This window comes from Mesorhizobium sp. LNHC209A00 (assembly GCF_000502915.1).
Taxonomy (GTDB): Bacteria; Pseudomonadota; Alphaproteobacteria; order Rhizobiales; family Rhizobiaceae; genus Mesorhizobium.
Genome location: NZ_AYWT01000004.1, coordinates 118,885 through 144,731, shown reverse-complemented (window position 1 = coordinate 144,731; position 25,847 = coordinate 118,885). Strand labels below are relative to the sequence as shown.

Annotated in this window: 24 protein-coding genes and 1 pseudogene; 15 read left to right on the top strand and 10 right to left on the bottom strand. The window is 63.2% G+C overall.

Annotated features, from left to right (window positions below; genetic code table 11):
• Positions 1–132: 132 nt before the first annotated feature.
• The 5 genes from X739_RS153455 to X739_RS153475 all read right to left on the bottom strand — a co-directional run bounded on the left by X739_RS153455 (position 133) and on the right by X739_RS153475 (position 5,467).
• Positions 133–1,155: a LacI family DNA-binding transcriptional regulator gene (locus X739_RS153455; protein WP_023782213.1), complete on the bottom strand. Its 1,023-nt coding sequence runs from the start codon at positions 1,153–1,155 to the stop codon at positions 133–135.
• Positions 1,156–1,186: 31 nt separating this feature from the next.
• Positions 1,187–1,978 carry an ATP-binding cassette domain-containing protein gene (locus X739_RS153460; protein ID WP_015318877.1) on the bottom strand — a complete coding sequence of 264 codons (792 nt, stop codon included), beginning with the start codon at positions 1,976–1,978 and terminating at the stop codon, positions 1,187–1,189.
• Between the two features lie 3 nt (positions 1,979–1,981).
• Positions 1,982–2,968 (bottom strand): ABC transporter permease, encoded by a 987-nt coding sequence (locus X739_RS153465; RefSeq protein ID WP_023794607.1) that lies wholly within the window; start codon positions 2,966–2,968, stop codon positions 1,982–1,984.
• Between the two features lie 118 nt (positions 2,969–3,086).
• On the bottom strand, positions 3,087–4,022 hold the full coding sequence (locus tag X739_RS153470; RefSeq protein ID WP_023794606.1) for a substrate-binding domain-containing protein: 936 nt from the start codon (positions 4,020–4,022) through the stop codon (positions 3,087–3,089).
• Positions 4,023–4,315: 293 nt separating this feature from the next.
• Positions 4,316–5,467, bottom strand: coding sequence for a fumarylacetoacetate hydrolase family protein (locus tag X739_RS153475; protein WP_023794605.1), 1,152 nt, complete (start codon positions 5,465–5,467; stop codon positions 4,316–4,318).
• A gap of 346 nt (positions 5,468–5,813) precedes the next feature.
• On the opposite strand from X739_RS153475, the gene X739_RS153480 reads away from it, so the two are divergent.
• The 7 genes from X739_RS153480 (at position 5,814) to X739_RS153515 (ending at position 12,271) form a co-directional block, all read left to right on the top strand.
• Positions 5,814–6,698 carry an ABC transporter permease gene (locus tag X739_RS153480; RefSeq protein WP_023794604.1) on the top strand — a complete coding sequence of 295 codons (885 nt, stop codon included), beginning with the start codon at positions 5,814–5,816 and terminating at the stop codon, positions 6,696–6,698.
• Positions 6,695–7,516, top strand: coding sequence for an ABC transporter permease (locus tag X739_RS153485; protein ID WP_023771027.1), 822 nt, complete (start codon positions 6,695–6,697; stop codon positions 7,514–7,516). Before X739_RS153480 ends, X739_RS153485 begins: the two co-directional genes overlap by 4 nt.
• 25 nt (positions 7,517–7,541) lie before the next feature.
• On the top strand, positions 7,542–8,612 hold the full coding sequence (locus X739_RS153490; protein WP_023771026.1) for an ABC transporter substrate-binding protein: 1,071 nt from the start codon (positions 7,542–7,544) through the stop codon (positions 8,610–8,612).
• A gap of 281 nt (positions 8,613–8,893) precedes the next feature.
• A complete protein-coding gene (locus X739_RS153495; RefSeq protein ID WP_023782209.1) occupies positions 8,894–9,502 on the top strand; it encodes a cupin domain-containing protein in 609 nt (202 codons plus the stop codon).
• Positions 9,492–10,577: an ABC transporter ATP-binding protein gene (locus X739_RS153500; RefSeq protein ID WP_023782208.1), complete on the top strand. Its 1,086-nt coding sequence runs from the start codon at positions 9,492–9,494 to the stop codon at positions 10,575–10,577. Before X739_RS153495 ends, X739_RS153500 begins: the two co-directional genes overlap by 11 nt.
• 649 nt (positions 10,578–11,226) lie before the next feature.
• Positions 11,227–11,580, top strand: coding sequence for a SnoaL-like domain-containing protein (locus X739_RS153510; RefSeq protein WP_023771022.1), 354 nt, complete (start codon positions 11,227–11,229; stop codon positions 11,578–11,580).
• Between the two features lie 337 nt (positions 11,581–11,917).
• Positions 11,918–12,271 (top strand): ArsC family reductase, encoded by a 354-nt coding sequence (locus X739_RS153515; protein ID WP_023771021.1) that lies wholly within the window; start codon positions 11,918–11,920, stop codon positions 12,269–12,271.
• Between the two features lie 56 nt (positions 12,272–12,327).
• Here the strand turns inward: X739_RS153515 and X739_RS153520 are convergent, their stop codons facing one another.
• The 3 genes from X739_RS153520 to X739_RS153530 are packed head-to-tail and all read right to left on the bottom strand — an operon-like array spanning position 12,328 to position 14,953.
• Positions 12,328–12,684 carry a DUF488 domain-containing protein gene (locus X739_RS153520; protein WP_023782206.1) on the bottom strand — a complete coding sequence of 119 codons (357 nt, stop codon included), beginning with the start codon at positions 12,682–12,684 and terminating at the stop codon, positions 12,328–12,330.
• Positions 12,685–12,698: 14 nt separating this feature from the next.
• A complete protein-coding gene (locus X739_RS153525) occupies positions 12,699–13,964 on the bottom strand; it encodes an aminopeptidase (protein WP_023794603.1) in 1,266 nt (421 codons plus the stop codon).
• Positions 13,961–14,953, bottom strand: a complete 993-nt coding sequence (locus tag X739_RS153530; RefSeq protein ID WP_023771018.1) for a LysR substrate-binding domain-containing protein — start codon at positions 14,951–14,953, stop codon at positions 13,961–13,963. Before X739_RS153530 ends, X739_RS153525 begins: the two co-directional genes overlap by 4 nt.
• 94 nt (positions 14,954–15,047) lie before the next feature.
• Between X739_RS153530 and X739_RS153535 the strand changes: the two genes are divergently transcribed.
• The 3 genes and pseudogenes from X739_RS153535 (at position 15,048) to sbmA (ending at position 17,954) form a co-directional block, all read left to right on the top strand.
• A complete protein-coding gene (locus tag X739_RS153535) occupies positions 15,048–15,266 on the top strand; it encodes a hypothetical protein (RefSeq protein ID WP_023782203.1) in 219 nt (72 codons plus the stop codon).
• A gap of 78 nt (positions 15,267–15,344) precedes the next feature.
• A pseudogene (locus tag X739_RS0134260) lies at positions 15,345–16,581 on the top strand (YbfB/YjiJ family MFS transporter).
• 113 nt (positions 16,582–16,694) lie between these two features.
• The gene (gene sbmA / locus X739_RS153540) at positions 16,695–17,954 is read left to right on the top strand and encodes a peptide antibiotic transporter SbmA (protein ID WP_023771015.1); all 1,260 of its coding nucleotides are present in this window, start codon (positions 16,695–16,697) and stop codon (positions 17,952–17,954) included.
• Between the two features lie 31 nt (positions 17,955–17,985).
• Here the strand turns inward: sbmA and X739_RS153545 are convergent, their stop codons facing one another.
• Positions 17,986–18,999, bottom strand: coding sequence for a polysaccharide deacetylase (locus tag X739_RS153545; RefSeq protein WP_198026139.1), 1,014 nt, complete (start codon positions 18,997–18,999; stop codon positions 17,986–17,988).
• A 323-nt stretch (positions 19,000–19,322) separates the two neighbouring features.
• On the opposite strand from X739_RS153545, the gene X739_RS153550 reads away from it, so the two are divergent.
• Both X739_RS153550 and der read left to right on the top strand, forming a co-directional pair.
• The gene (locus tag X739_RS153550; protein ID WP_023771013.1) at positions 19,323–19,988 is read left to right on the top strand and encodes a tetratricopeptide repeat protein; all 666 of its coding nucleotides are present in this window, start codon (positions 19,323–19,325) and stop codon (positions 19,986–19,988) included.
• A gap of 61 nt (positions 19,989–20,049) precedes the next feature.
• On the top strand, positions 20,050–21,480 hold the full coding sequence (gene der / locus X739_RS153555; RefSeq protein ID WP_023782200.1) for a ribosome biogenesis GTPase Der: 1,431 nt from the start codon (positions 20,050–20,052) through the stop codon (positions 21,478–21,480).
• A gap of 37 nt (positions 21,481–21,517) precedes the next feature.
• On the opposite strand, the gene X739_RS153560 is transcribed toward der, so the two are convergent.
• Positions 21,518–22,438, bottom strand: a complete 921-nt coding sequence (locus X739_RS153560; protein WP_023771012.1) for a LysR substrate-binding domain-containing protein — start codon at positions 22,436–22,438, stop codon at positions 21,518–21,520.
• A 116-nt stretch (positions 22,439–22,554) separates the two neighbouring features.
• On the opposite strand from X739_RS153560, the gene X739_RS153565 reads away from it, so the two are divergent.
• The 3 genes from X739_RS153565 (at position 22,555) to X739_RS153575 (ending at position 25,831) form a co-directional block, all read left to right on the top strand.
• Positions 22,555–23,922, top strand: a complete 1,368-nt coding sequence (locus X739_RS153565) for an MFS transporter (protein ID WP_023771011.1) — start codon at positions 22,555–22,557, stop codon at positions 23,920–23,922.
• Between the two features lie 68 nt (positions 23,923–23,990).
• Positions 23,991–25,172, top strand: a complete 1,182-nt coding sequence (locus X739_RS153570; RefSeq protein ID WP_023771010.1) for a cell wall hydrolase — start codon at positions 23,991–23,993, stop codon at positions 25,170–25,172.
• Positions 25,173–25,429: 257 nt separating this feature from the next.
• Positions 25,430–25,831 (top strand): AtpZ/AtpI family protein, encoded by a 402-nt coding sequence (locus tag X739_RS153575; protein ID WP_023771009.1) that lies wholly within the window; start codon positions 25,430–25,432, stop codon positions 25,829–25,831.
• The last annotated feature ends 16 nt before the right edge of the window (positions 25,832–25,847 follow it).

Genomic DNA, 25,847 nt, shown 5'->3' with positions numbered 1-25,847 from the left:
ATCGCATCTGGGAGGAGTAGATGGCCGACAACCAGAACCTACGAGTTGCCCAATGATTCGGCAACAATGAATTGTGCATAGCTGCTGTGCAGATTTGCCGGGGCGGTCAGGTTCACCAGGAGATGCGGGATATCACTGCACGGGCACGTTTTCCCGGAAGATCAGTCGCGGCTCGATGAATTTGCGGGTGAGATAGGGCGCCGATGATGCGATCGAGCCGAGCAGTTGGATGACCGACTGCTCCGCGATCAGCCTGGCGTTCTGGTCGATGACGACGTCGGCGAGGTCGTCGACGAGGTAGCCGCGTGTCTCCCTTGTCAGGTCGTGGCAGATGAACACCGGCTTGCGGTTGGGCCTGGTTTCCCGGATCGCCTTGGCAATGCCGGAGCGCCCGGCGCCGACGCAATAGATGCCGAGCAGTTCCGGCTCGTTGCGCAACGCTTTCATGGTTGCCGCATAGCTGGCATCGGGCTCGTCATTGATCTCGACGGCGCTGCTGACGGTGAGGTTGGGAAACTCCTCGCCAAGCACGGAGCGGAAGCCCATTTCGCGCTCTTCATGGCCGCGATAGGAACGCGAGCCGACGACCATCGCCAGCTGCCCCTCGCGGCCGCCGAGGAAGCGTCCCATCAAAAGTGCCGCGGTCCGTCCCGCCACGCGGTTGTCGATGCCGACATAGGCCGAGCGAGGTGCGGCCGGAATATCGGACACCAGCGTCACCAGGCGGATGCCGGCCTCCACCATGTCGCGCAGGATGTTGCGTGTCCTGGGATGATCGACCGCGATGACACCGACGCCGTTGGCGCGCAGCGACAGCTTTTCGACCGCGTTCTGCAAGGCATTGGGCGAGATACCGGCGAGATTGTGAATCCGGCAGGACGCCACCAATGGCAAGCGCGAGGCGTAGTCCTCGATGTGCTTTGCCAGGTCGTGCATGAAGTCGTTCGAGCCGATCGGCAGGAAGAATTCGAGGTTTGCCGGCTTCGAGGGAAGCGTCACCTGGTCGGCGACCGGCAGATAGCCGAGCTGCTTGGCGGCCTCCATGACGCGTTGCCGGTTGGCGGCACTCGCTCCGGGCCGATTGTTGAGCACCCTGTCGACCGTGGCGGTCGACAGCCCGCAGTTCCTGGCGATGTCGGAGACGGTAGCCTTCATGCCGCAGCCCTACACGTCGATCCGTACGTCCTCAGTGCGCCGGCTTGCCGTCGGCGAGGGCGTCGCGGATGTCCTTGTCCGACATGCCGGTGATGATGCGCTCGACTTCAGTCACGGTTGTCGTCTTCGGATCGATGTCGTCGGCGACCACCTTGCCCCTGCGCATGACGACGATGCGGTCGACCACCTGGAAGACATGGTGGATATTGTGCGCGATGAAGATGCAGGAGTGGCCGGAATCGCGGGCGTTGCGCACGAAGCTGAGCACGCCTTGGGTCTCGGCCACGCCGAGATTGTTGGTCGGTTCGTCGAGGATGATCAGGTCGCTGTCGAAATGCATGGCGCGCGCGATCGCCACCGCCTGCCGCTCGCCGCCGGAGAGCGAACCGATCGGCGTCGTTGGCGGGATGTTCTTGGAGATGCCGACCTGTTTGAGCAGATCGCGGGCCACCGTGTTCATGGCGTCCTGGTCCATGCGGTTGAGGAAGCGCGGCGGTTTGATCGGTTCTCGACCCAGGAACAGGTTGCGCGCGATCGACAGTTGCGTGACCAGGGCGGAGTCCTGGTAGATGGTCTCGATGCCGTGGGCGATGGCGTCGCTGGTATCGCGCAAGGTGACCTTCTTGCCGCGGATGAAGATATCGCCGCTGGTCAGCGGCACCGCGCCGGAGAGAACCTTGATCAGCGTCGATTTGCCGGCGCCATTGTCGCCGAGCAGGCCGACGATCTCACGCTCGTTGACATGGAAATTGGCGTCCACCAGCGCCTGGACGCGGCCGTAGGACTTGCGGATGTTGTGCATGCGGATCAATGGCTCGGCCATGATTCAAGTCCCCGCCTGGTGCCGGCGTTCCAGCCATGAGTGCAACGCCATCATGCCAAGGATGATCGCGCCGATGAAGATGTTGTAGGCAAGGCCGGGCACGCCGACCAGCACGATGCCGTTGCGCATCACGCGCAGAATCAGGATACCGAGCACGGTGCCGATGATGGTGCCGCGCCCGCCGGTGAGTGCGGTGCCGCCGATCACCACCATGGCGATTACCTCGAGCTCGTAGCCGGTACCGCTGTTGGGGTTGGCGGCGGATGTGCGCAGCGATGAGATGACGCCGGCAAGCGAGGCCATGACCGACGACAGGACGAACAGGCCGACCTTGACACGATTGACATTGACGCCGCGGGCACGCGCCGCGTTGGGATTGCCGCCCGCCGCCTGGATCCAGTTGCCGGTCCGGCTTTGCGTCAGGACATAGCCGAGCGCAATCGCCGCGGCGATGAACCAAAACAGCGACATGTAGATGCGGAACGGCCCGATGAAGAAGTCGCCGACCAGAGCCTCCGCCAGCCAGCTGCCTTCGGCACTCCAGGTGCGCTGCGGAAACCCGTCGGTGATGAAAAGCGCGCTGCCGCGCACCACGAGCAGCATGCCGAGCGTCACCAGGAAGGACGGGATCTTGAGCTGCGTGACGAACCAGCCATTGACCAGGCCGATCAAGGCGGCAACCACCAGCGCGACAAGGAAGCCTATTTCCAGCGAGGTGACGCCGGCATTGAACAGCGTCCACATCAGCACCGGCGAGAAGCCGAACAGGGACCCGACGGAAAGGTCGAATTCACCCGACGTCATCAGCAGCGTCATCGCCAGCGCGATCAGGCCGAGCTCGACCGTGAAGGCCAGCGTATTGGAAATGTTCTGCGGCGACAGGAAGTCGTGGTTGAAACCCCAGAAAACGGCAATCTCCACGATGAGCAGAATGAAGGGTCCGAATTCCGGCCGCGCGATCAGGCGTTGGATGAGCGAATGATTTTCCACTGGGAACCCGCGACATGGTTGGGACGGGCCGCGGGCTCCACCGCATCGGGTGGATGAGCCACGGCGCAGGAAGATATCTGGCGCCGTGCGAAAACGCGCGGCGCCAGGGGATCGCGGATTATTTGCCGGACAGGATCTTGTCGTACACCGCCGCGGTGTCCTTCTCATAGAGGGCGCCGGTGATGACGTTGAAGCCCGGCGGAATGCCGCTGGCCGCCATGTTGGCGAGCGACAGCGCCACATAGCTGGTCGCCTGCGGATCCTGCCACTGGCCGGCATTGACATAGCCGTTCAGCACTTCCTGGGTGGTGTCGAGCGAGTTGCCCCAGCCGACCACCGGGATTTCGCCCGGCTTGACGCCGACCTGGTCGAACACGCGCTTGATCGAACCGGTTACGAGGTCGCCCAGGCCGATGATGGCTTTGACCTTGCCCTTGTGGGCGGTGAGGTAGTCGACCATGCGGTTGATCACCTCGGCCTGGTCGAGCGTCGCTTCGGTCACTTCATAGGTGATGCCGAGTGGGCCGAAGACGCTCTTGATGCCTTCCTCTTCCTGCACGCCGTAGGTGGCGCCGGGGATCTCGACCGGCATCCAGACGAAGTCGCCCTTCTTCACCAGGCCCTTGTCGACCAGATACTGCGCCCAGTGCTTGCCGAAAGTGACGTTGTCGCCGCCGACATAGGCGTTGAAATTGGCCTTGGGATCGGGCGTGTTGAAGTTGATGATCGGGACGTTGGCCGCGCGCGCTTCCTTGACGATCTCGACCAGGCTGCCCGGATCGGGGCTGGTGGTGACGATGCCGTCGGCCTTGGCCGAGAGGGCGGCGCGGACCGCCTCCTGCTGCGAGGCGACGTCGCCATTGTGGAACGAGGTGTTGACGGTGTTGCCGGTGTCCTTGGCCCATTGCTTGGCGCCTGCGAGGAAGTAGGTCCAGACCGGGTCGGCCGGCCCGCCATGTGAAATCCAGTAGAACGTCTTGGCCTGCGCGGCTGCCGGAATGACCGTCAGCGCGATCAGCAGGCCGTAGAGCACAAGTCTTAGTCTCGTCAGCATTTGATTTCCTCCCGGTTGAAGATGATCCGTCCCTTGTTCCGGCTTCAGCCGGATTGCGTCTTTTTGCCAGCGCCGCTCGGATGCCTAAGAGCATTCCCTTTTTCGGCGAATGGCAAGCCTCCATCTGCAGATGTAGTTGGCGCCTGACGCGGCGCCATCAGCGACCCCATCAGATCGCATCAGTCGGGATGATTTTTCCGGGGCAGTCGGATGATTGTCGCCGAGAGCTCAACCGGGCGGACTGTCCCGATCATGTCTGGGCGGTCACTTGGGGCGAGAACCCCAAGAGCCGCCTAGAGCAGGCCGGCCTTGGCCAGGTCGCGCATCAAATGGCTGGCGCCATAGATCCAGTGCGGACAATCGGGCGACAGCCGCACGCGGTTAACCAGCGCGCCGAATTTATCCGACGAGATGGTAACGATGTCGCCGACCTTGTGCGTAAAACCCTTGCCCTTTTCGCCGCGATCCTTCGACGGCACGAACATCGTGCCGAGATAGAGCGCCAACCCGTCGGGATACTGGTGGTGCGGCCCCATCGCCGCGGCAACAAGCTCCTCCGGCGAGCGGCTGATCTCGGCCATCGAGCTTGCCCCCTCCAGCGAAAACCCGTCCTCACCCTCCACCTTGAGGCGCACGACGGCCTGCTTCACGTCGGCGATAGAGAACGTGTCGTCGAACAGCCGGATGAAGGGGCCAAGCGAGGCCGAGGCGTTGTTGTCCTTGGCCTTGCCGAGCAGCAGCGCCGAACGCCCCTCGACGTCGCGCAGATTGACGTCGTTGCCGATGGTGGCGCCGACGATCCTGCCGCTCGCGGCGGCGATCATGGCGATCTCCGGCTCCGGATTGTTCCAGGTCGACACCGGGTGGAGGCCGACATCGGCGCCGAAGCCGACCGAGGCCATCGGCTGGCACTTGGTGAAGATCTCGGCATCCGGGCCGATGCCCACTTCCAGATATTGCGACCAGGCGCCGCGCGAAATCAGCTTGGCCTTGATCTCCATCGCTTCGGGCGAACCGGGCTTGAGCTTCGACAGGTCATGGCCGATCAGCCCGGCAATGTCGGCGCGGATGGCGTCCGCCTTGTCAGCCGAACCGCGCGCCTGTTCCTCGATCACCCGCTCGAGCAGGCTGACGACGAACGTCACGCCCGATGCCTTGACCGCCTGCAGGTCGACCGGGGAGAGGAGATAGGGTTTTGCCGGATCGCGTTTGGCCGCAAAACTGTTGGCCGCGATGTCGTCGAGCGAGCCGATCGGCTTGCCCCTGGCTGAGCGCACGTGGCCGGCCGGGTCGGCCAGTTCGCAGACGTCGCGCACGGTGGGCGCCGCGCTCGATGTGATGTCGAAGACGGTGCCGTCGCGCACGGTGACCACCAGGGGGTGCGAGGCGCTTTTGGCGCGGCCGACAAAAAGGCCTTCAGCGGGCAGATGTGTCGGGTTGGTCATGTGTGCGCTCCTTTGATCATCGAAAGATACGGCCGTGCCGGGTCGGCGCGGCACTTTCACCGGAATCCTTGCAAAGGTCTATCCCACCGATGGTGATCAAAGGTGCTGTGTTTTTGGTTGCGAAATCCCGGATTCGCGGCGACCGGTCTGTCATGTGCAGGAGAGAAGTGGCGGGATTTTTCAAGAGCATGAAACCTCGATGGATTTGCTTGCGGTGCATTCAACCTCTGTCGCGACGGCCTCGGTGAGACGTTGAGCACAACCATCCCGTCATCGGGATTCCGCTTGACAGATTTCATGAATATGAAAAAGTCTTAGACAATTTCAAATCTCGGTGAGCAGGTCGATGTCGACCGTCGTTGCAACACAAGCGCAGGAGGCTCGCTCTTCATCGGGCTTCCGGCTCGCCATGCTGCTGCCGGGCGCGTTGGTCACTTTCCTGCTGATCCTGTTTGCGCTTGGCCTGGTGCTGTTTCTCGCCTTCCGCGGCAATGACGGCTCGCTGCTCGGCGTTGGGTTGACCATCGCAAACTTCGTCGCCGTGGCCACCGATCCGCTTTACTGGACGGTGACGCTGCGCTCGCTGGTCATCGCCAGCCTGGTGACGCTGGCAACAGTCGTCACGGCCTATCCCGTCGCATACTATCTCGCTTTCCACGCCGGGCGGCGGCGCGGCCTGCTCTTGTTCCTGGTGACGCTGCCGTTCTGGACCAGCTACCTGCTGCGCGTCTTCGCCTGGAAGATCGTGCTTGCCTATAATGGCGTGCTGAACTCGGCGCTGATCGAAAGCGGCATCTGGTCCCAGCCGACATTGGCCTTTCTGAATACGCCGGCGGCGGTGGTCGTCACGCTCGCCCATGCTTATGCGCCTTTCGCCATCCTGCCGATCTATGTGGCGCTGGACACCATCCCGAAATCGCTGCTCGAAGCCGCTTCCGACCTCGGCGCGCGGCCATTCACCGCTTTCCGCCGCGTCGTGCTGCCCAATTCAATGCCAGGCGTGCTGGCCGCGGCGCTCGTCGTCTTCGTACCGACGGTCGGCGACTATGTCACTCCCGCTATGGTCGGCGGCCCGGCCAGCACCATGATCGGCACGCTGATCCAGTCGCAGTTCGGCAAGGCCAATGACTGGTCGTTCGGCGCGGCGCTTTCGGTCTGCGTCATGCTGGTCATCCTGGTCGTGGTGCTGGTCGCACGCGGCGCCGACCGCAGATTTGGCAGCCGCACATGAAAGCCGAACGCGCAGGTACGAAACGGGATGGCCGCTGGCTCGCCCTCTACGTCCTTGCCTATCTCGTCTTCCTCTATCTGCCGGTACTGCTGATCCCGCTGTTTTCCTTCAACGATTCCATCCAGGCGGCGTTCCCGCTGCAGGGGTTTACGCTGCAATGGTACGAGACGCTTTATGGGAACCCGGCGCTGTCGGGCGCGCTGTTGAACAGCCTCGTCATCGGCGTCATCGCGGCTTCCGGCGCCACGCTGTGCGGCATCACCGTTTCCTACATGGACCTCTACGGCCGCTCGCCATTGGCAACCACCATCAGCGCCATCGCCCGGCTGCCGATCCTCATCCCCGGCGTCATCGTCGGCATATCGCTGCTGATCCTGGTCAACCTCATCGGCCTCGGGCCATCACGCGTCGCCATCGTCCTCGGCCATATCCTCGTGGCCCTGCCGACCACGGTGGTGATCATGCGCAGCCGTTTCGCCGCCATCCCGAAAACCATTCGCGAGGCGGCGCTCGACCTCGGCGCCACCGACTGGACGACGTTCCGGCGGGTGATGCTGCCGCTCAGCCTGCCTGCCGTGCTGTCGGCCTTCATGCTCGCCTTCCTGATCTCCTTCGACGAATTCATCGTCGTCTTCTTCCTTGCCGGCACCGAGCCGACCCTGCCGCTCTATATCTGGAGCCAGCTACGCTTCCCCCGCTCGCTGCCGACCGTCATGGCGCTCGGAACGGTGATTCTGGCCGTATCCTTCATCATCGCCGGCACCGCCGAGATCCTGCGCCATCGCGGGCTCGGAGCCGCGCGCCGCAATCCAGCCTGACCACAACAATGAGAGGAGAACGAAAATGGCATTCCACCTGAAATCGATATCAGGGCACAAGGCCCGGGCCGGCCTTGCCGCACTGGCGCTCGCACTGTCGTCAACCGTGGCGCTGGCCGCCGAAAAGCTGCAATATTTCACCTGGTCGGGCTACGAACTGCCCGATTTCAACAAGAGTTTTCTTGCCGCCCACCCGGACGGCGTCGAGGCCTCTATCTTCGGTGACGACGACGACGCCTTCACCAAGGTCAAGGCCGGCTTCCGTCCCGACATTGCCCATCCCTGCTACGACAAGGTGGCGCGCTGGAACAAGGAAGGCCTGCTGCAGCCGATCGACACCAAGCGCATCAAAAACTGGGATTCGATCTTCCCGGTATTCAAGAACCTGCCTGATCTGCAGGCGGGCGACGGCAAGGTGTGGATGGTGCCATGGGACTGGGGCAACACCTCGATCCTCTACCGCACCGATCTGGTGAAGAACCCCGAGGCCAGCTGGAACCTTCTGTGGGACAAGCAATATGCCGGCCGCATGGCGACCATCGACGCCGTGCACGATACGCCGATTGTTGCCGCGCTTCTGGCTGGCGTCAATCCGTTCGACATGACGCCTGCTCAGATGGACAAGGTCGCGGCAAAACTGCGCGAACAGCGTCCGCTGCTCTCCAACTACACCACCGACATGACCTCGGTCGAACAGGCGCTGGCCAGCGGCCAGCTGGTCGCCGCCATGACCTGGAACGCGTCGGCCACCTCGCTGAAGAAACAGGGCGTGCCGGTCGAATTCATGAAGCCGAAAGAAGGCATGCTGACCTGGGCCTGCGGCTTCGTCATGCTGAAGGACGCCAAGAATGTCGATCTCGCCTATGACTTCATCAACAGCCGGCTCGACGCCGATTCGGGCAAGTTCCTGATCCAGTCCTACGGCTATGGCAGTTCGCTGAGCACTGCTTTCGCCGGCGTGTCGAAGGAGGAACTGGAGAAGCTGCAGCTGCCGGCCGACCCGGATGTCATGCTGAAGAGCACGATCTTCACCGGACCGATGAAACAGAATGACGATATGGCGAAGATGTTCGAGAAGGTGAAAGCGGGGGGCTGAGGGCCAATCGCCGATGCTGGTGCTGCCCCTCACCTGCCTACGGGCATCCTCTCCCCGTATAGGGACGGGGAGAGGGGCGCTGTCATCGCAGATTTCGCCAATCGCCAGCGTTGCAGGAAGAAAGACGACGCGGGGGCAGCCACTTCTCCCCGTCACTATACGGGGAGAAGTGCCCGGCAGGGCGATGAGGGGCGGCGCCGGCTTCCGGCAAGATACGATCCTACTCTGATGCCGGCCTTCTCAGCCGTCGGCGCAGATGACTGCAATCGAAGGACCAACGGATGGATATAGTCGATGAAGCCGCCGAGAAACCCAAGGACGATGCCGACGTTCGCGTCGGCCGGCGCGTGCGGGCGCTGCGGCTTGAGCGCCGCCTGTCGCTGGCCGAACTGGCGGCAAAAGCCGGCGTATCAATCGGTGCGCTGAGCCAGATCGAGCGCGGCATGTCCTCGCTGCGCGTCAAGGTGATCTGGCCGCTGGCCGCCGCACTCGATATCGAGCCGTCGGCGCTGATCGGCGACGGCAACGATGCCGTCAACGATCTCTATTGCGTGCGCGCCAACAGCCGCCGCGGGATTCCCGTAAGATCGGAAGGCATCGCCAAGGCGCTGCTGTCGCCGCCCGGTGCGACGCTCACCGGCATGCTGGTGACGGTGGAAGCCGGCGGCGGCACGGCGGAAGCCTACGCCCATGCCGGCCATGAGTTCGGCTATGTGCTTTCGGGCGAGGTCGAACTGGTGGTGGATTCGACGACATACGGGCTGAAGACCGGCGACAGTTTTGCCTTCAAGAGCACGCTGTTGCACGCTTTCCGCAATCCCGGCGCCGAGCAATGCCAGATCCTCTGGGTCAACACCACGAAGCCCTCCGAGGTTCGCGATGGCGCCTGATCCACTCGTCAGGCTTGAGGCCGTCTCGAAGGTTTTCCCAGGCGGCATCGTCGGGCTCGATGCTGTCGACCTCGACATTATCAGCGGCGAATTCATCACGCTGCTCGGGCCGTCGGGCTGCGGCAAGACCACCAGCCTGCGCGTCATCGCCGGCTTCGAAAGCCCGTCGAGCGGCAAAGTCTTGCTCGACGGCCGAGACATCACGGCCCTTAGGCCGTTCGACCGGCCGGTCAACACCGTGTTTCAGGACTACGCGCTGTTTCCGCATATGAACGTCGCCGAAAATGTTGGCTTCGGCTTGTCCCTGCGAAAACTCACCAGTGCCGAGCAGGCAAACCGCGTCGGTGAAGCCCTCGACATGGTCGGTCTCGGCGACAAGCTTCGCGCCCGCGTTTTGGAACTCTCGGGCGGCCAGCGCCAGCGCGTCGCGCTCGCCCGCGCCATCGTCTGCGAACCGCGCGTGCTGCTGCTCGATGAGCCGCTGTCGGCGCTCGACGCGCATTTGCGCGAACAGATGCAGATTGAGCTGAAGCGGCTGCAGTCGCGGCTAGGCACCACCTTCGTCATGGTCACCCACGACCAGACCGAGGCGCTATCGATTTCCGACCGCATCGTCGTCATGAACAAGGGCCGCATCGAGCAGATCGCGCCGCCGGCAACACTCTATGACCGGCCCGCGACCAAGTTCGTTGCCAGCTTCATCGGCACGATGAATCTCCTGCAGTCGCGCTTTCTCGGCCGAGATGGCGAGCGTTTGCGCTTTGCCGCCGGTGACCTGCCGCTGGAGGCTACCTCCGACAATGGCGAGACGCCGGCCGCGGGCGATACACGTACCATCGGCGTGCGCCCGGAGGATTTGCTGGCGGCCGCCGAAGCAGCCGACGGCACCGCGCCGGCGCGGGTGAGCGGGGTTGTCTTCCACGGTCGCACGTTGCGCCTTCATGCCCAGATCGGGCAGGGAACCTCCGTCGTCATCGATGCCCCGCGCCAGGCCGAAGGCTTTCAATTCAACGTCGGCGACGTGGCGCATATCAGCCTGCGCCGTGGTGCCAACTGCCCGATGCTCTCCGCATAGTTCGGCGGCTACAAGCAGTCGGCAACGGCCGCGAATATGCCGACTGGGGCGATCTTACGATTTTCTGAAGGTCACGGGCATCATCGCTACGGCGCGTGGGGTATGCGGATGTACCAAGGCGAGTTCGATTTCGGAATCATCTTTGCTGCCGCCCGATCGGGGCGGCGCATCGCGATGTCTGAGTTTGAGGTCACCCTTTCGTCATTCGGGAGCTTTCCCGGTTGCCCGGCAACGAGGGGCCCTTGGCCAAGCATCCTTTCGTGCTTCTCGCCGATGACGGACCGGTTTGTGAATTGAGCAGGAAACCCGGCGCTGAAATGTTGCGCGAGGGCCTCAAAGCTTCGGACAGTTTCGTTCCACATTTGACGCTGGCCTATGACCAGAAACTTATCCCGCAACGGCCTATCGGCCCAATCAGCTTTGTCGCCCGGCAGTTCGTTCTTGTGCACAGTTTGCGCGGACTGAGGAGGTACGTTTTCCCGGGATGTCGGCCGCTGAGTGCGATTTGATGCGCCGATCCTCAAATCGTCGTCACATAGCCGCGCTATATCTATCGTGCTGACACGCCTTGTCAGCTGTCGTGCGGGCAGGGGTGGCAGGCCAGCAAGTGCTTCCCTACTTCGAATGCGTCTGAACAGGAGGAACACCCATGACCATTACGGAAATTGCCAAGGATTTCACCGAGCTCCTCAAGCAGGGAGACAACAATGGTGCTGCCGAAAAATACAACGCCGACGATATCGCCAGCTATGAAGCCATGGAAGGGCCAATGGCCGTCAGCCATGGCAAGGAGGCCCTCAGGCAGAAAAGCCAGTGGTGGCAAGAGAACCACGAAGTGCATGGCGGCTCGGTAGAGGGCCCTTATGTCAATGGCGACCAGTTCGCGGTGCGCTTCACCTTTGACATAACGCCCAAGGCCACGGGCGAGCGTGTCACCATGGATGAGGTTGGCCTGTACACGGTCAAGAACGGCAAGATCACCGAAGAGCGCTTTTATTACTGAGGCCGGAACAGGCCTACCTAACTTGCTCTCTTTGCGGCAAGGTTGAAAATGAGCACGGCGGCCAGAGCGATCCTCTGGCCGCTGGGGGCGCTCAAATTGTCTTTCACATACTGCGCAAGTTCATCGCCACGGTGCCCCAGCCGTCGAAGAACCCATTTTCATGGTTGTCGCGGGTGGAGGCGGGTCATCGAAAGTCCCGGGTCGTCAAAAAGCCGTTAGCGACAATTAGGTAATTTCCTTAGTGTTTCCGGTAATGCTGGCCAAGCTGCTGGCCAAGCGGAAAGGGCGGTTTTAGGCTGCGAAAAAGATTCGACTGTCAGCCTAGGGAAAGCGCGTCTTGACGACCACCATGTACGGCATCACCAATTGCGACACGATCAAGAAGGCGCGCGTCTGGCTGGAGGGCCATGGGGTTCCCTATCGTTTCCACGACTATCGGGCCGAAGGGATCGAGGCGGGCAAGCTGGATAGCTGGGTCGGCAAGGTCGGTTGGGAAAAGCTGCTCAACAAGGGCAGCACGACGTTTCGCGAACTGCCGGAGGCGGACAAGCAAGGCCTCGACGAGAAGAAGGCGAAAGCGCTGATGCTGGCCAAGCCGACAATGATCAAGCGGCCGGTGCTGGAGGTCGGCGACACAATTCTGGTCGGTTTCAAGCCGGATGTTTATGAAGGGGCGGTGGGCGGGAAATAGAACCGACTCTCACCGCGCTCCTTTGCACCCCCCGCTGTCCCGCCGGCGTCGCGATATTACGTGTGGGCTCGCAAATACCCCGTCAAAGCGACGGCATTGTTATGCGCTTCGTCATGGGCGCCATAGAGCAGCGTCACCTTGCCGCGGCCGAGCATCGCGCGCAGTTGCGCCACGGTCTTTTCATTCGCATCCAACTCGCCACGGTACCGCTTCTGAAACTCCGCCCAGCGCGCCGGCTCGTGGCCGAACCATTTGCGCAACGCGTCGCTCGGCGCGATCTCCTTCAGCCACAGGGTCAACGCGGCATCCTTCTTGGCGACGCCGCGCGGCCATATTCGATCCACCAGCACCCGCTGGCCATCGGCCTGCCCGGGTGTCTCGTAGACGCGCTTGACTGCGATATCGAAGGCCATCACACCTCCGCTGGCTAGACCCGTTGGGCCCACTCGCCCTTGCGCATCACCGGCACGCGGCCGCCATCCTTGGCGACGCCGTCAATGTCGATCTTGTCCGACCCGATCATCCAGTCGATATGGATGAAGCTCTTGTTGCCGCCGCGCGCCGCGATTTCGTCCTGGCTGAGCGAGGCGCCCTCGACAAAGCATTTCGAATAGCATTGGCCGAGCGCGATGTGGCATGCGGCGTTTTCGTCGAACAGCGTGTTGAAAAACAGCAGGCCGCTGGCCGAGATCGGCGAGGAATGCGGCACCAGCGCCACTTCGCCCAGGCGGCGCGCGCCCTCGTCGGTGTCGAGCACCTTCCTCAGGACGTCCTCACCTTTCGACGCCTTGGCCTCGACGATCCTGCCGCCCTCGAAGCGCACCGAGATGTCATTGATCAGCGTGCCCTGGTAGGACAGCGGCTTGGTCGAGGAGACATGGCCCTCGACGCGCCGCGCATGGGGGGTGGTGAAAACTTCCTCGGTCGGGATGTTGGGATTGCAGGTGATGCCGTTCTTGGCGGTAGAGGCGCCGCCCATCCACTCATGGCCGTCCGCCAGCCCGACCGTCAGGTCGGTGCCCGGTCCGGTGAAATGCAGGGCATGAAAATTATGGCCGTTGAGCCATTCGGTGCGGCCGCGCAGCGCCGCATTGTGCGCCGTCCAGTTGCCGATCGGGTCTTCCACATCCACCCGCGAGGCGGCGAAGATGGCGTCGGCGAGCTTCGCAACCGCCACGTCGTCGGCATCGCCGGGGAAAACCTGCCTTGCCCAAGCGAGATCAGGATAGGCGACGATGTTCCAGTTGATGTCGAAGCCGGTGATCTTCTCCAGCGCCGGCTGGTAGGCCATCGAATTGGCCTTGTTGGCGCGCGCCACCTTCGCCGGATCCTGCGCCGACAGGAGCGACGGATCCTCGCCGCGCACGGCAAGCCGGGCTGCGTTGTTGGAGAAGGCCTTCGCCATGCCTTCGTAGAGCCAGCCGGCGGCGTGGTCGAAGCCAGCATCGGCGCCGAAGCGGTAGCGCGCCAGCGTCATCTCGTCATCGTTGAAGATCGGCGTCACCAGCCCGGCACCGGCCCTGTAAGCGTGTTCGACGATGCGCCTGGTCAGCGGCAGGGCCGCGATCGACGATGTCAGCACCAGGTCCTGTCCGGGCTGCAATTGCAGCCCCACCTTGATGGCGACTTCCGCCAGCCTGTCGAGCTTCACCGGGTCGATCGTTGCGGAAACGCCGCGCGAATGTGTGGTCATGATCCTGCCTGTCGTCTTGGGATGTCTGATTGAACATAGACCGGTGCCGCGGTGCTTTCCACCGCGATCGTGCCGCTGGGCTCGGCGACCGACGATCCGAACCGCGCCATCGTCGCCGCGATCTCCTCCTTGATCCAGGCCTTGAAGTCCCGGACCTTGCGGCTTTCGGCCTTTGTGGTGGAGGTCACCAGCCAGTAGCCGAGGCCGCTCTGGGCGCGGATTCCGAACGGCGCCACCAGGCGCCCGTCGGCCAGCGCATCGGCCGCAAGCAATTGCCAGCCTAGCATCACGCCATGGCCGGCGATCGCCGATTCCAGGCACAGCATCGGATCGGTGAAGCGGGCGCCTTTCTGGAAGGTGACGGGTTCAACCCCGGCGGCCGCGAACCAGCTTTCCCAGTTGATCATCGCCCGCTCGTCCGTGATGGCGCAGGTCTGGGCGAGGTCACCGATCGACGTCAGTTTTCTGGCAATCCCGGGCGCGCAGACCGGGAAGACTTCCTGCGCCAAGAGCAACTCCGCCCTTCCACCCGGCCATTTGCCGTCGCCAAGCCGGATGGCAATGTCGACGTCCGAGTGATCGAGATTGACCAGCCGCACCGAAGCGTCGATACGCAGCAGCACGTTGGGATGTCTGTCGAAGTGCCGCGACAGCCGTGGCAGTAGCCATTTGGAGGCAAAGGCCGGTGCCGCCGAAACAACCAATGTGCATTGGCTGGCTTCGTCGGCCAGTGCCACGGCCTGGGCAAGCTCGCGAAATCCGGCGCCAAGGCGGGCCGCGAAGACGGCGCCGAATTCGGTCAGCACGAGGCCGCTTGTCGTGCGCTCGAAGAGTGCCTGGCCGAGCTGTTTTTCGGTGCGGCTGATCTGCTGGCTTACGGCGCTGACGGAAACATTGAGTTCGCCGGCGGCGGTCGCGAGCGAGCCGAGACGGGCGACGGTTTCCACGGCGCGAAGGCCGTTGAGATGAACGCGGTTGAGCATGGCCATTTGAGATTTTCTAAACCGATCCGGCCGAAATCTCAATTGAAAGAGATATCGAAACGGCAGACTTTACGGGTCGAAACAGGCACACGGAGCCGGAATGCTGAGCATGTTGCTGAAGGCCCTGGTCGCGGCCAATTCGCCGGGTGACACGCGCTGCGACTTCGATACGCTGAGCTGGCTCACCGATCCGCTTGCCCATCCCGCGCTGGATGTGATGTCGGAGCGCGAACTCGGTGATGTGCCGTTCCGGCTGACAGCGCGCCGGACCGTGCATGAGACTGTTTCACCGAGCGCCGGTTTCGGCGAGCGCTGCTGAGCGCGCGATCACGAACAAGGCCCTGGCCCAACACGAGGCGGATTGTTTCACCCGCTCGCACATCTATTGTGCACTGCAATGACTTCGCCCCAATCGACAGCGCTGCGTTACGCCTTCGCCGGCATGATCGCCATGGCCGTCGCCATGGGCATAGGCCGCTTCGTCTACACGCCAATCCTGCCTGGCATGATGGAGGAACTGCATCTGTCGCCGGCCGATGCCGGCTGGATCGCCTCGGCAAATTATCTGGGCTATCTGGTTGGCGCGTTGGTGGCGGCGGGCAGCTGGGCGCATCGACGCGAGCGTTTGCTGATGCTGGGCGCCCTCGGCGCCAGCGCCGTGCTGGCCGCCTGGATGGGGCTGACCGACGCCATGGCCGCCTTCGTCGCCATCCGTTTTCTAGCCGGTCTAGCGAGCGCTTTCGTCATGGTGTTCATGGCCAGCATCGTTTTCAGCCATATCGCGGCGGTGGGGCGCGGCGACCTGCAGGCCTGGCATTTCGGCGGTGTCGGCCTTGGCATAGCGATATCGGCGGCGATGATGGCGGTGCTGGTCACCGAGCATGCCGGCTGGGCGCAGGGCTGGCTGTGGTCGGGGGCGATTTCGGCTTGCGGCTTCGTCGTCGTGGGGCTGCTGGTGAACCAGGGTCCACTCACCAACGGCGAGGTCCGCCGTGAACCGGCGCTGCCGAAAGATCGGTCGCTGATGAAGGTGATCGTCGCCTATGGCCTGTTCGGTTTCGGCTATGTGGTGACGGCAACCTTCCTCGTCGCCATCGTCCGCCAAGCCGGCGGCAGCCGCGTCTTCGAGGCCGTGGTGTGGATGGTTGCCGGTCTTGCCGGTTTCCCTTCGGTCTGGCTGTGGCAGAAGATAGCGGCGCGGATCGGTCTTTATGCCGCCTATGCCTTGGGATGCTTGGTCGAAGNCGGTCTGGCTGTGGCAGAAGATAGCGGCGCGGATCGGTCTTTATGCCGCCTATGCCTTGGGATGCTTGGTCGAAGTTGTCGGCGTGACCGCGAGCGTCGCCGCCGGCGGGCGCATAGGGCCGCTGCTTGGCGGCGTGCTGCTCGGCGGCACGTTCATAGCCATCACCGCACTTGGCCTGCAGGCCGCCAGGCAGCAGGCCCCAGCGTCGCCCCGGCGTATCTTTGCCCTGATGACCGCCTCGTTCGGTCTTGGCCAGATCATCGGCCCGATCGCGGCCGGATTATTGGCCCAGGCGTCGGGCGATTTCTTCCTCGCCTCGATCGTCGCCGCGGCCGTCCTGGTCGTCTCCGGCGCCGTCACATGGTCGGCTGCGCCAAAATCGCCATGATTTGTGGTCTTGCTCTGCACCGGCATCGGGCAGGCATTTTCTTTCCTCCTAATGTGTGACCTTATGCCCGCCGAACCCACCTGATTTGCGCATAGATCGAGGAATTCGCCACAGTGTTCGTATCCTTCTTCCCGCAGCCGAAGCTGTTCTTCTCTTCGGCCGCCATCTGGAGCCTTGCGGCGATCCTGTTCTGGTTTTTCGGCGGGGAGCAATTGGGGGCGGTTTTCGGCATGCCTCCTGCTGCTCCCGGCGCGCCACCCATCATCGGCATCGCCATTCTGGTATCGAAGCCATTCCTCTGGTTCTACATCTACTTCGTGCTGTGCGTGGCCATCTTCTATGCGTTCTGGAGCTGGTATTCGCCGCACCCATGGCAGCGCTGGTCGATCCTGATGACGGCGGTCATCCTGTTCTTCATCTATTTCAACGTGCAGGTCAGTGTCGCCGTCAACGCCTGGTACGGCCCGTTCTTCGACTATGTACAGGGGCTGATGTCGGGCACCGGAAAGTCGACGGACGCCGAGTTCTATACCGGATTGGCCGACTTCTCATGGCTGGCCCTGGTCGGCATGAACGTGCAAGTGGTCAACGCCTTCGTCGTCAGCCATTGGATCTTCCGCTGGCGCACAGCCATGAACAATTATTTTATCGAGAACTGGAGCAGGCTGCGCCATATCGAGGGCGCTTCGCAGCGCATACAGGAAGATACGATGCGGTTCTCGCAGATCATGGAGGATCTCGGTTCCAGCTTTGTCCAGTCGATCATGACCCTGATCGCCTTCCTGCCGGTGATGATCCAGTTGCAGGCCCATATCAGCGAACTGCCGATCATCGGCGCGATCCCGCAGCCATTGGTGGTCGCGGCACTTGCCTGGTGTCTGTTCGGCACGATCTCGGTGATGATTGCCGGCATGAAGCTTCCCGGCCTGCAGTTCCGCAACCAGCGCGTCGAAGCCGCTTACCGCAAGGAGCTGGTCTATGGCGAGGATCATGCGGACAGGGCGCAACCCGCCACCACCGCCGAGCTGTTCGCCAATGTCCGGCACAATTATTTCCGGCTCTATTTCCACTACATCTATTTCAACGTCGTCCGGTACACTTACCTGCAGGCCGACAACATTTTCTCGCTGCTGATCCTGGGTCCGTCGCTGGTCGCGCACAAGATAACGTTCGGCGCGCTGAACCAGATATCGAACGCGTTCGGCAAGGTGACGGGTTCGCTGCAGTTCCTGCTTACCTCGTGGTCGACCATCGTCGAGCTGCAATCGGTGCACAAACGCCTGCGCGCCTTCGAGGCGACGCTGCAGGGCGAGCCCCTGCCTGATATTGATCAGCGCTATCTGGCAAGGCAGGGCGCCGAGGATCCGGCTTGACGACGCTCTGAACGAAACGCCGGTTGGCGGGTCAGCCGCCGACTGTCGCCTGCTTCTGGCCGCCATCCTGCCGCGAGACGTAATCGCGAAAACTGATGCACTCGACATCTGATTTGACGCAGACCTCGCCCGCAAAACGTTCCAGCGCGTTCCAGTAGGCGCCGTCATTCATCAGCGTGAAGTGGAAGCCGAGTTCCAGCGGAATGCGCTTGCCCCGATATTGCGCGTCGAAGGCGGCGTGAAACGCCTGGTAGGTCCGGTCCGCGAACTCGCCGGCGTTGCTCGGCCGCTCGAAGCCGCCGGAATGGCGGACGTACAGATTGTAGTCCATGGCGATCACCGGCCGTGATTTTGGCCCTTCCGGAATCCGCGGCAGGGAAAAGTTGGTGATGCCGCCAACGGTCGGCGGCAGGGCAGGCCCCATTGAAACGCCGCTGGCGTCGAACCGATAGCCGGCTGCCGGGAGTGCCTCGTAAAGCGCTTTGCCGGTCGACAGATACGGCGCCCGGAAACCGGCCACCGCATGCCGCGCGAATTCCCGCCAGCCCTCGGGTTCGGGCGCAATGCCGTTGATGGCATAGGCGTTCTCGAAAATGTGCTCGAAGGAGGCGAACTCTTTCAGCCAGTCGGCCTTGCTCCAATCCTTGCCGTCGAAATGGCCGCAGGCGTGGCTGGCAATGTCGTGACCCTCATGGGCGGCGAGGCCGATCTGTTCCAGCCGCTCGGCCACGTCCTGCCTTGATGCGGCAAAGCCGATGTTGGATTTGCCCGCCGTCTTGCCAGGCGCGGTGTATTGGCCGCGTGTCTCGGGCGACAACAGGAAGACACAGGACAGGAAATAGGTGAAATGCGCGCCGGTGCGCTGGGCCAGCGCGCGGCTGCGCTTCCACTGCGAGATGTCGCGCGCGCTGTCGAAGGAGATGATCACGATCTGCTTCGGCCTTGCCGGTGCTGGTGGCGCGGGCGGATCGGCCAGGGCCGCGCCGGCGGTGGCGAGCGAGGCAAGCGAGAACAAAACAACGCGGGACAAACAAGGCACTGGCAAATTCACGGGCTCCGGGTGGTCGGCAAGCCGGCTATCGCGCAAATGTGGCGCCGGTGCGATTGGGTTTTCGTGGGTTTGCCCCGGGGACAAACATTGGTTTGCCCCGGGGACAAACATTGGTTTGCCCCGGGGACAAACATTGGTTTGCCCCGGGGACAAACATTGGTTTGCCCCGGGGACAAACATTGGTTTGCCCCGGGGACAAACATTGGTTTGCCCCGGGAATAGCCGATTTTCCGGCCGAACCCCTTCCATGCCGACAAAATTTCGCTAAAACGCGGGCTCATGAACCGCCCCGGCCCGGGGCAGGAATGGTTTGATTGATGTCCGACGACAGTTTTATTCGCGAAGTCAATGATGAGATGCGTCGCGAGCAGGCGCAGAAGCTGTGGGACCGTTTTGGCCCGGCCTTGCTTGTCATTGCGGTGCTTGTGGTGCTCGGCACCGCGGCCTTCGTCGGCTATCGCTATTGGGACGAGACGCGCGCCAATCGCTCCGGCGATGCCTTCTCGCAGGCGCTGAAGCTTGCCAATGATGGGAAGAACGATGACGCGCTGGCCGCGCTCGATCAGCTGGAAAAGGATGGTTACGGCGCCTATCCCCTACTCGCCCGCATGCGCGCCGCGACCGTCAAGGCCAACAAGGGCGACGTCGATGCCGCCGTCAAGGACTTCGACGATGTCGCCGCCGACACCGCCATTCCCCAGGGCCTGCGCGACATGGCGCGGCTGAGGGCGGCGCTCCTGCTCGTCGATCATGGCTCCTTCGCCGACGTGTCGAGCCGCGTCGAGGCGCTGACATCGGACACTAACACCCTGCGCCACAGCGCGCGCGAGGCGCTTGGCCTTGCCGCCTGGAAGGAAGGCAAGACCCAGGATGCGCTGAAACTGTTCGATCAGATCGCCTCCGATGATGGCGCCCCACGCAACACGCGCGAGCGGGCGACCTTGATGTCCGAGCTGATCCGCGGGTCGGGCAGTGCATCGTGACCTCTTTCCCAAGGCGCGCGGCGGTTTGGGACCACGACATGCATGGAAGATGTAGGGTCGGATGACATTCAAAGTCGCCATCATCGGCAGACCTAACGTCGGCAAATCGACGCTTTTCAATCGGCTGGTGGGAAGAAAGCTGGCGCTCGTCGACGACACGCCGGGCGTCACCCGCGACCGCCGCGTCCACGCCGCCAAGCTTTACGATCTGCATTTCGATGTCATCGATACCGCGGGCTTCGAGGACGCCGGAGCTTCGACCTTGCCGGGCCGCATGCGCGCGCAGACCGAAATCGCCATCCGCGAGGCGGATCTGATCTTTTTCACCATCGACGCCAAGTCCGGCCTGCTGCCGGATGACAGGACCTTTGCCGAGATCGTGCGAAAATCCGGCAAGCCGGTCGTGCTGGTCGCCAACAAGGCCGAGGCGAAGGGTGCCCAGGGCGGCATGCTGGAGGCCTGGGAACTTGGCCTTGGCGAACCGATCCCGGTTTCTGCCGAGCACGGCCAGGGCATGCCCGACCTGCGCGACGCCGTGATCGAAGCGCTCGGCGAGGCGCGCGCCTTCGGTGAAGACGAGGATACAGACGACGAAGAGGCCGCCGCCAGCGAGGTGCTGATCGGCGAGGACATCGCCGATCCGGACGCCGAGCCATCCTATGACGACACCAAGCCGATGCGCATCGCCGTCGTCGGGCGGCCGAACGCCGGCAAATCGACGCTGATCAACGCGCTGATCGGCGAGGAGCGGCTGCTGACCGGACCGGAAGCCGGCATCACCCGCGATTCCATTTCGGTCGACTGGGACTGGCGCGGCCGCCGTATCAAACTGTTCGACACCGCCGGCATGCGCCGCAAGGCCAGGATCCACGAAAAGCTGGAAGTAATGTCGGTGCAGGATGGCCTGCGCGCCATCCGTTTCGCCGAGATCGTCATCATCGTACTCGACGCCACCATTCCCTTCGAAAAGCAGGACCTGCAGATCGCCGATCTGATCATCCGCGAGGGCCGGGCACCGGTGATCGCGTTCAACAAATGGGACCTGATCGACAACCCGCAGGAACTGTTGGCCGAATTGCGCGAGAAGACCGAGCGGCTGTTGCCTCAGGCGCGCGGCATCCAGGCTGTGCCGGTCTCGGCCGAGACCGGACGCGGCCTCGACAAGCTGATGGATGCGGTGTTGAGGACGCACAAGGTCTGGAACAGCCGTGTTTCGACCGGCAAGCTCAACCGCTGGCTTGAAGCCATCCTGACGCATCACCCGCCGCCCGCCGTTGCCGGGCGCCGGCTGAAGGTCAAATACGTCACCCAGGCCAAGACCCGGCCGCCGGGCTTCGTTGTCCAGTGTTCGCGGCCGGACGCGATGCCGCAAAGCTATGTCCGCTATCTCTCCAACAGCCTGCGCGAAGCCTTCGACATGCCGGGCGTGCCGATCCGCATCGCGCTGCGCACTTCGGACAATCCGTTCGCCGGCCGCGCGAAGAAGCGTTGAGGATGGAGGCGGCAACCCCCCTCCGTCGGGAGCTGCACTAAGCGACTTTTGGCAGGGTCTCTTTCATCTCGGCGCCCTCGGGCAACGCCTCGAACGCCGATTGGAGCAGGATGTCGGCCAGCCGCGCCGCGACCGGCTCGAGCTCGGCATCCTTCTGATGCAGATGGAGCGCCATCTTCGGCAGCGGCGGCAGCCCGAGCATTCCGGGCGCGAGCGCCCGGACATTCGCGGGCAGGCCGATGTCGGTGCGGATCGTCAGCCCGAGGCCAGCCGCCACCGCCGCCCATATGCCGCCAAGGCTGGGGCTGGAGAACGCCATCCGCCAGGGCCGCCCGGCACGATCCAGCGTCTCGGTCGCCACGGTGCGCAGCAGGCAAGGCGCCTCGAACACAACCAGTTGCAGCGCCTCGCCATTGTGGGGGCCTGCCTCTATTGGTTTCGCCGGCCCGATCCAGCGCGCCTGCACGTCGGCGACATGCCGGCTATACGGCAGCGTCGTGCCATCATGCCAGGCGAGCGCAATGTCGAGGTTGCCGGAAAGGACACGCTCGGCCAATTCGTGGCTGCGTCCAATCCGTGCTTCGATCCGAACCTTGGGGTGGGCGCGAGCGAAGCGACCGAGCACCTCCGGCAACACGGCCTCGCCGAAATCCTCCTGCAAGCCGAGCCGCACCCAGCCCTCTAGTTCGACCTCGCGGATCGCCAGGGCTGCCTCGTCATTGAGCTCGATCAGGCGCCGCGCATAGCCGAGCATCGTCTCGCCGGCTTCGGTCAGTGACAGGCCGCGCCCCGCCTTACGGAAGATCGGTGTATCGGCCTGCTCTTCCAGTTTCTTCAGCTGCGCGCTGACGGCGGAGGTCGAGCGGCCAAGCCGCTCAGCTGCCCTGGCAAAACTTCCCAGTTCCATGCCGGTGACGAAAGTCCTGAGCACGTCGAGATCGAATGTGACGCGGCGCATGAGATCATCCTTATTTTCAGGATTATCGATCAAAATATTCCTGATTTTATGGATGAAGCTATGGCGCTACATGCCTCCCGTCAAGGCCGCTCGACCGGCGTCACGGGAATGGAATCATGTCTGCCACCGTCATTCGCAACGATTGCCAGCTATCCGGGCGAGGCACCATCACGACCGCGGCCGGCCGGACCTTCGGCCCCAACCACCGCTGGAAGGTCTTGGGCATCGGAGTTGCCGCGAATGCCGGTTTCTCGGCTACTTTCTCCGGCATACCGGCAACGGCGGTCGTGCTTCGTCAGGGCTATCACTTGAGCAATGCCGAGCTTGGCCTGGCGCTCGGTCTTCTTGGACTGGGGGTTGCGCTCAGTGAGCTGCCATGGGGCCTGCTCACCGACCGCTGGGGGGATCGCCGCGTGCTTCTGATCGGCCTCGGTGCAACGGCGGCCTCGCTGCTGACGATGGCGATGCTCGTCGTGCCGACAAGGTCAAGCATTCCCGATGTCACGTTGCTGGCGGCAAGCCTGCTCGTCACGGGATTGCTCGGCGGAAGTGTCAATGGCTCGAGCGGCCGCGCCATCATGGCCTGGTTCCGGGAGAATGAGCGCGGTTTTGCCATGAGCATCAGGCAGACGGCGGTGCCGCTTGGCGGCGGCCTCGGCGCACTCGTCCTGCCTTCCCTTGCCCTGGCTTTCGGGTTCGCCGCGGTGTTCGGGCTTTTGGCGGCGGCATCCGCTCTCTCCGCCCTGTTCGCCTGGCGTTGGCTGCACGAACCGCCGATGGCGGGTGGCGGCCACGCCGCTTCATCTGAAGCGGCAGGCCAGGCGCCGTTGCGCAACATCGAGGTCTGGCGCATCTCGACCGCCATCGGCCTGCTCTGCTTTCCGCAGGTGGCGGTCCTCACTTTCGCGTCGGTGTTCCTGCACGACTTCGCCGGGCTTGGCACGACGGCGATCAGCGCCAGCCTCGCCGCTGTACAGGTCGGCGCCATGGTCATGCGCGTCTGGAGTGGCCGCTTTACCGACCGCCACGGCAACCGCCGTCAATTTCTCCGCTTGTGCAGTGCGCACAGCGCGTTGGCCTTCGTGGTGCTCTGGTTGCTGGTTCTGGCCGCTCCCGCGATGCCTGCCAGCCAATCCATCCTGATCGCTGTCCTGCCCCTGGTGCTTGTCGTTGCCGGCATCTCGGTCTCCGCCTGGCACGGCGTTGCCTATACCGAGCTTGCCACGCTTGCCGGTGCCGGCCATGTCGGAACCGCGCTCAGCCTTGCCAACAGCTTTGTCTTTGTCGGCTTCTTCCTGGTTCCGGTGGCCATCCCAGGGCTGCTGCACCTCTGGTCATGGCCTGGCGTGTGGCTGTCGGCAGCCGCCTGCGCCCTGGTCGCTTGGCCGATCTTCCTGCCGCGGACTGAGCCTCCCGCCGCAAAATCGCCAGACTTCGAAACCACGACCTCCAGCCGACCGAGAAAACCTGACCGACCTCGTTAACGTCCCATCAAGGTTAATGCATCATTTTGCTCTCCAGTGGGGTCAGTTGCGTTCCTGGAGAGAGTTCCGTGCATCGACGTGTCTTGAAGCGGCTGATGGCCGCCGCCGGTGAGAAACGCAGCCTTGTGTCTCCGTTCATCATCGGTCTCGGCATCTGGATCGGCTTTCCGACCGTCGCTGCCTACCAGGACATGACCAGCCTCGTTTCCGGCCTTGAATCGCCGACCACGCGCTGGAATTCCTATGTCGAGAAATCCGTCGCCGGTTCGGTCCATGCCGCCGAGATGCCGTTCGTCGATTCCGACGTCACCAGTTCGATCTCGGGTTCCGGCGTTCGCCTTCCCGGTGTCGGCGCGGTCTCGTTTCGCGGCAAGGGCGGCAAGGTCAGCGGGTCGCCCGACGAGGATCGCGTCGTGCGCGCCGACAAGAAGGGCCGCATCGTCCAGGTCTCTCCCGTGGCACCACCGAAGAACTTCAATGCCGGCTCGATCTTCCAGCGGACCTCCTCGCTGATGCGGCCGAGCATGGACGGCGACCTGAAAATGGCCTTCGCCAAACCGCGGATCAAAGGCAAGGAAATCCAGATCGCCGCGGCATTTCATGCGCGTGAGGACAAGAAGCCGGATCCCGGCGTGCCGGCCATGCTTGCCGCCCTGGTCAACAACGACCATCCCGATGTGCTGGCGACCGCCTATGCGCAATCCGCGCCCGACTATGCCAAGGCCTCACCCTTTGAGGCCCTGCTTCAGGATGAAGAGCCCAACAGCGGCCGCTTCATTCCGCCGATGGCCAAGGGCGACCACGCCTGGATCCAGAATCCGCTTCCGGCCAGCGTCTTCTCCAAGCCGGAGCAGAAGTGCCTGGCCAACGGCATCTATTTCGAGGCCCGCGGCGAAGCCGTGCGCGGTCAGGCCGCCGTTGCCCAGGTGATCCTCAACCGGGTCCGCAATCCTGCCTATCCCAATTCGATCTGCGGCGTCGTCTACCAGAACGACAGCTGGTTCAACCGCTGCCAGTTCTCCTTCGCCTGCGACGGCAGGAAGAAGCGCATCGACAATCCGGTCGCCTACAAGACCGCTCAGGATGTCGGCATGGCCGTCACCGCCGGCAAGATCTTCATTCCGGAAGTGGGATCGTCGACCCACTACTATGCCAATTACGTCCATCCTGGCTGGGCGCGCACGATGCAGAAGATGACCAAGATCGGCCTGCATATCTTCTACCGGACCTATGGTGGTGGCTGGAGCTGAGCGGTCCGCCGCCGCCCGTGTTTTCGCGCGGTCGCACGGTCGATCGGAGAGCCATTGTCGGGGGGATTCGCGCGGCGCATCCCGCCGATCGCAAAGGGCACGATGTCGCACCTTTCTAATTATTTGATTTTCCTAGCTAAAATACACAGAGCGGAACTTCCCTCCGTGGCTTGACGGGCGCAAACCCTCTAACTATGTTGCCGGCGACTTTAGAAACGGACGGGACGGTGACGGTCTGCCCGGGCAGGGGGGTTGCGATGGCCGAGAAAAACAGGCCAGACGGAACCGGAGAAACCGGCCGCGGCAAGCAGCATGACCCCGAAATCCGCGACGACGATCTTGAGCGACGTCGGCGTGAACTTGGAGCATCGCTTGCGACAAGGCTGCCGAACCGGCTCGAGGGGAAAGACGACGCGAGACCAGTGACCGGATACGGTCAGGCGATCAAACTATCCAGCGAGTTTATCGCCGGGGTGGTGGTAGGCGCCGGCATCGGCTGGATCATCGACCGTATGGCGGGGACATCGCCGTGGGGTCTGATCGTTTTCCTGCTGCTTGGCTTTGGCGCCGGCGTGCTCAATGTCATGCGTTCAGCTGGCGTTGTGGCGGAATTCGGACAGGGCAACAAATCGCGCCCTGACCGGGACAACAGCAAATAGCCGCTCTCGCGCGGCA

Coding starts and splice junctions, on each gene's coding strand:
- X739_RS153470 (WP_023794606.1), bottom strand. CDS start 4,022: ATGCTGACGAGACTAAGACTTGTGCTCTACGGCCTGCTGATCGCGCTG.
- X739_RS153520 (WP_023782206.1), bottom strand. CDS start 12,684: ATGGCCTTCGATATCGCAGTCAAGCGCGTCTACGAGACACCCGGGCAG.
- X739_RS153455 (WP_023782213.1), bottom strand. CDS start 1,155: ATGAAGGCTACCGTCTCCGACATCGCCAGGAACTGCGGGCTGTCGACC.
- X739_RS153495 (WP_023782209.1), top strand. CDS start 8,894: ATGGATATAGTCGATGAAGCCGCCGAGAAACCCAAGGACGATGCCGAC.
- X739_RS153475 (WP_023794605.1), bottom strand. CDS start 5,467: ATGACCAACCCGACACATCTGCCCGCTGAAGGCCTTTTTGTCGGCCGC.
- X739_RS153530 (WP_023771018.1), bottom strand. CDS start 14,953: ATGGCCATGCTCAACCGCGTTCATCTCAACGGCCTTCGCGCCGTGGAA.
- X739_RS153535 (WP_023782203.1), top strand. CDS start 15,048: ATGCTGAGCATGTTGCTGAAGGCCCTGGTCGCGGCCAATTCGCCGGGT.
- X739_RS153480 (WP_023794604.1), top strand. CDS start 5,814: ATGTCGACCGTCGTTGCAACACAAGCGCAGGAGGCTCGCTCTTCATCG.
- X739_RS153525 (WP_023794603.1), bottom strand. CDS start 13,964: ATGACCACACATTCGCGCGGCGTTTCCGCAACGATCGACCCGGTGAAG.
- X739_RS153490 (WP_023771026.1), top strand. CDS start 7,542: ATGGCATTCCACCTGAAATCGATATCAGGGCACAAGGCCCGGGCCGGC.
- X739_RS153460 (WP_015318877.1), bottom strand. CDS start 1,978: ATGGCCGAGCCATTGATCCGCATGCACAACATCCGCAAGTCCTACGGC.
- X739_RS153500 (WP_023782208.1), top strand. CDS start 9,492: ATGGCGCCTGATCCACTCGTCAGGCTTGAGGCCGTCTCGAAGGTTTTC.
- X739_RS153575 (WP_023771009.1), top strand. CDS start 25,430: ATGGCCGAGAAAAACAGGCCAGACGGAACCGGAGAAACCGGCCGCGGC.
- X739_RS153485 (WP_023771027.1), top strand. CDS start 6,695: ATGAAAGCCGAACGCGCAGGTACGAAACGGGATGGCCGCTGGCTCGCC.
- X739_RS153550 (WP_023771013.1), top strand. CDS start 19,323: ATGTCCGACGACAGTTTTATTCGCGAAGTCAATGATGAGATGCGTCGC.
- der (WP_023782200.1), top strand. CDS start 20,050: ATGACATTCAAAGTCGCCATCATCGGCAGACCTAACGTCGGCAAATCG.
- X739_RS153565 (WP_023771011.1), top strand. CDS start 22,555: ATGTCTGCCACCGTCATTCGCAACGATTGCCAGCTATCCGGGCGAGGC.
- X739_RS153560 (WP_023771012.1), bottom strand. CDS start 22,438: ATGCGCCGCGTCACATTCGATCTCGACGTGCTCAGGACTTTCGTCACC.
- X739_RS153510 (WP_023771022.1), top strand. CDS start 11,227: ATGACCATTACGGAAATTGCCAAGGATTTCACCGAGCTCCTCAAGCAG.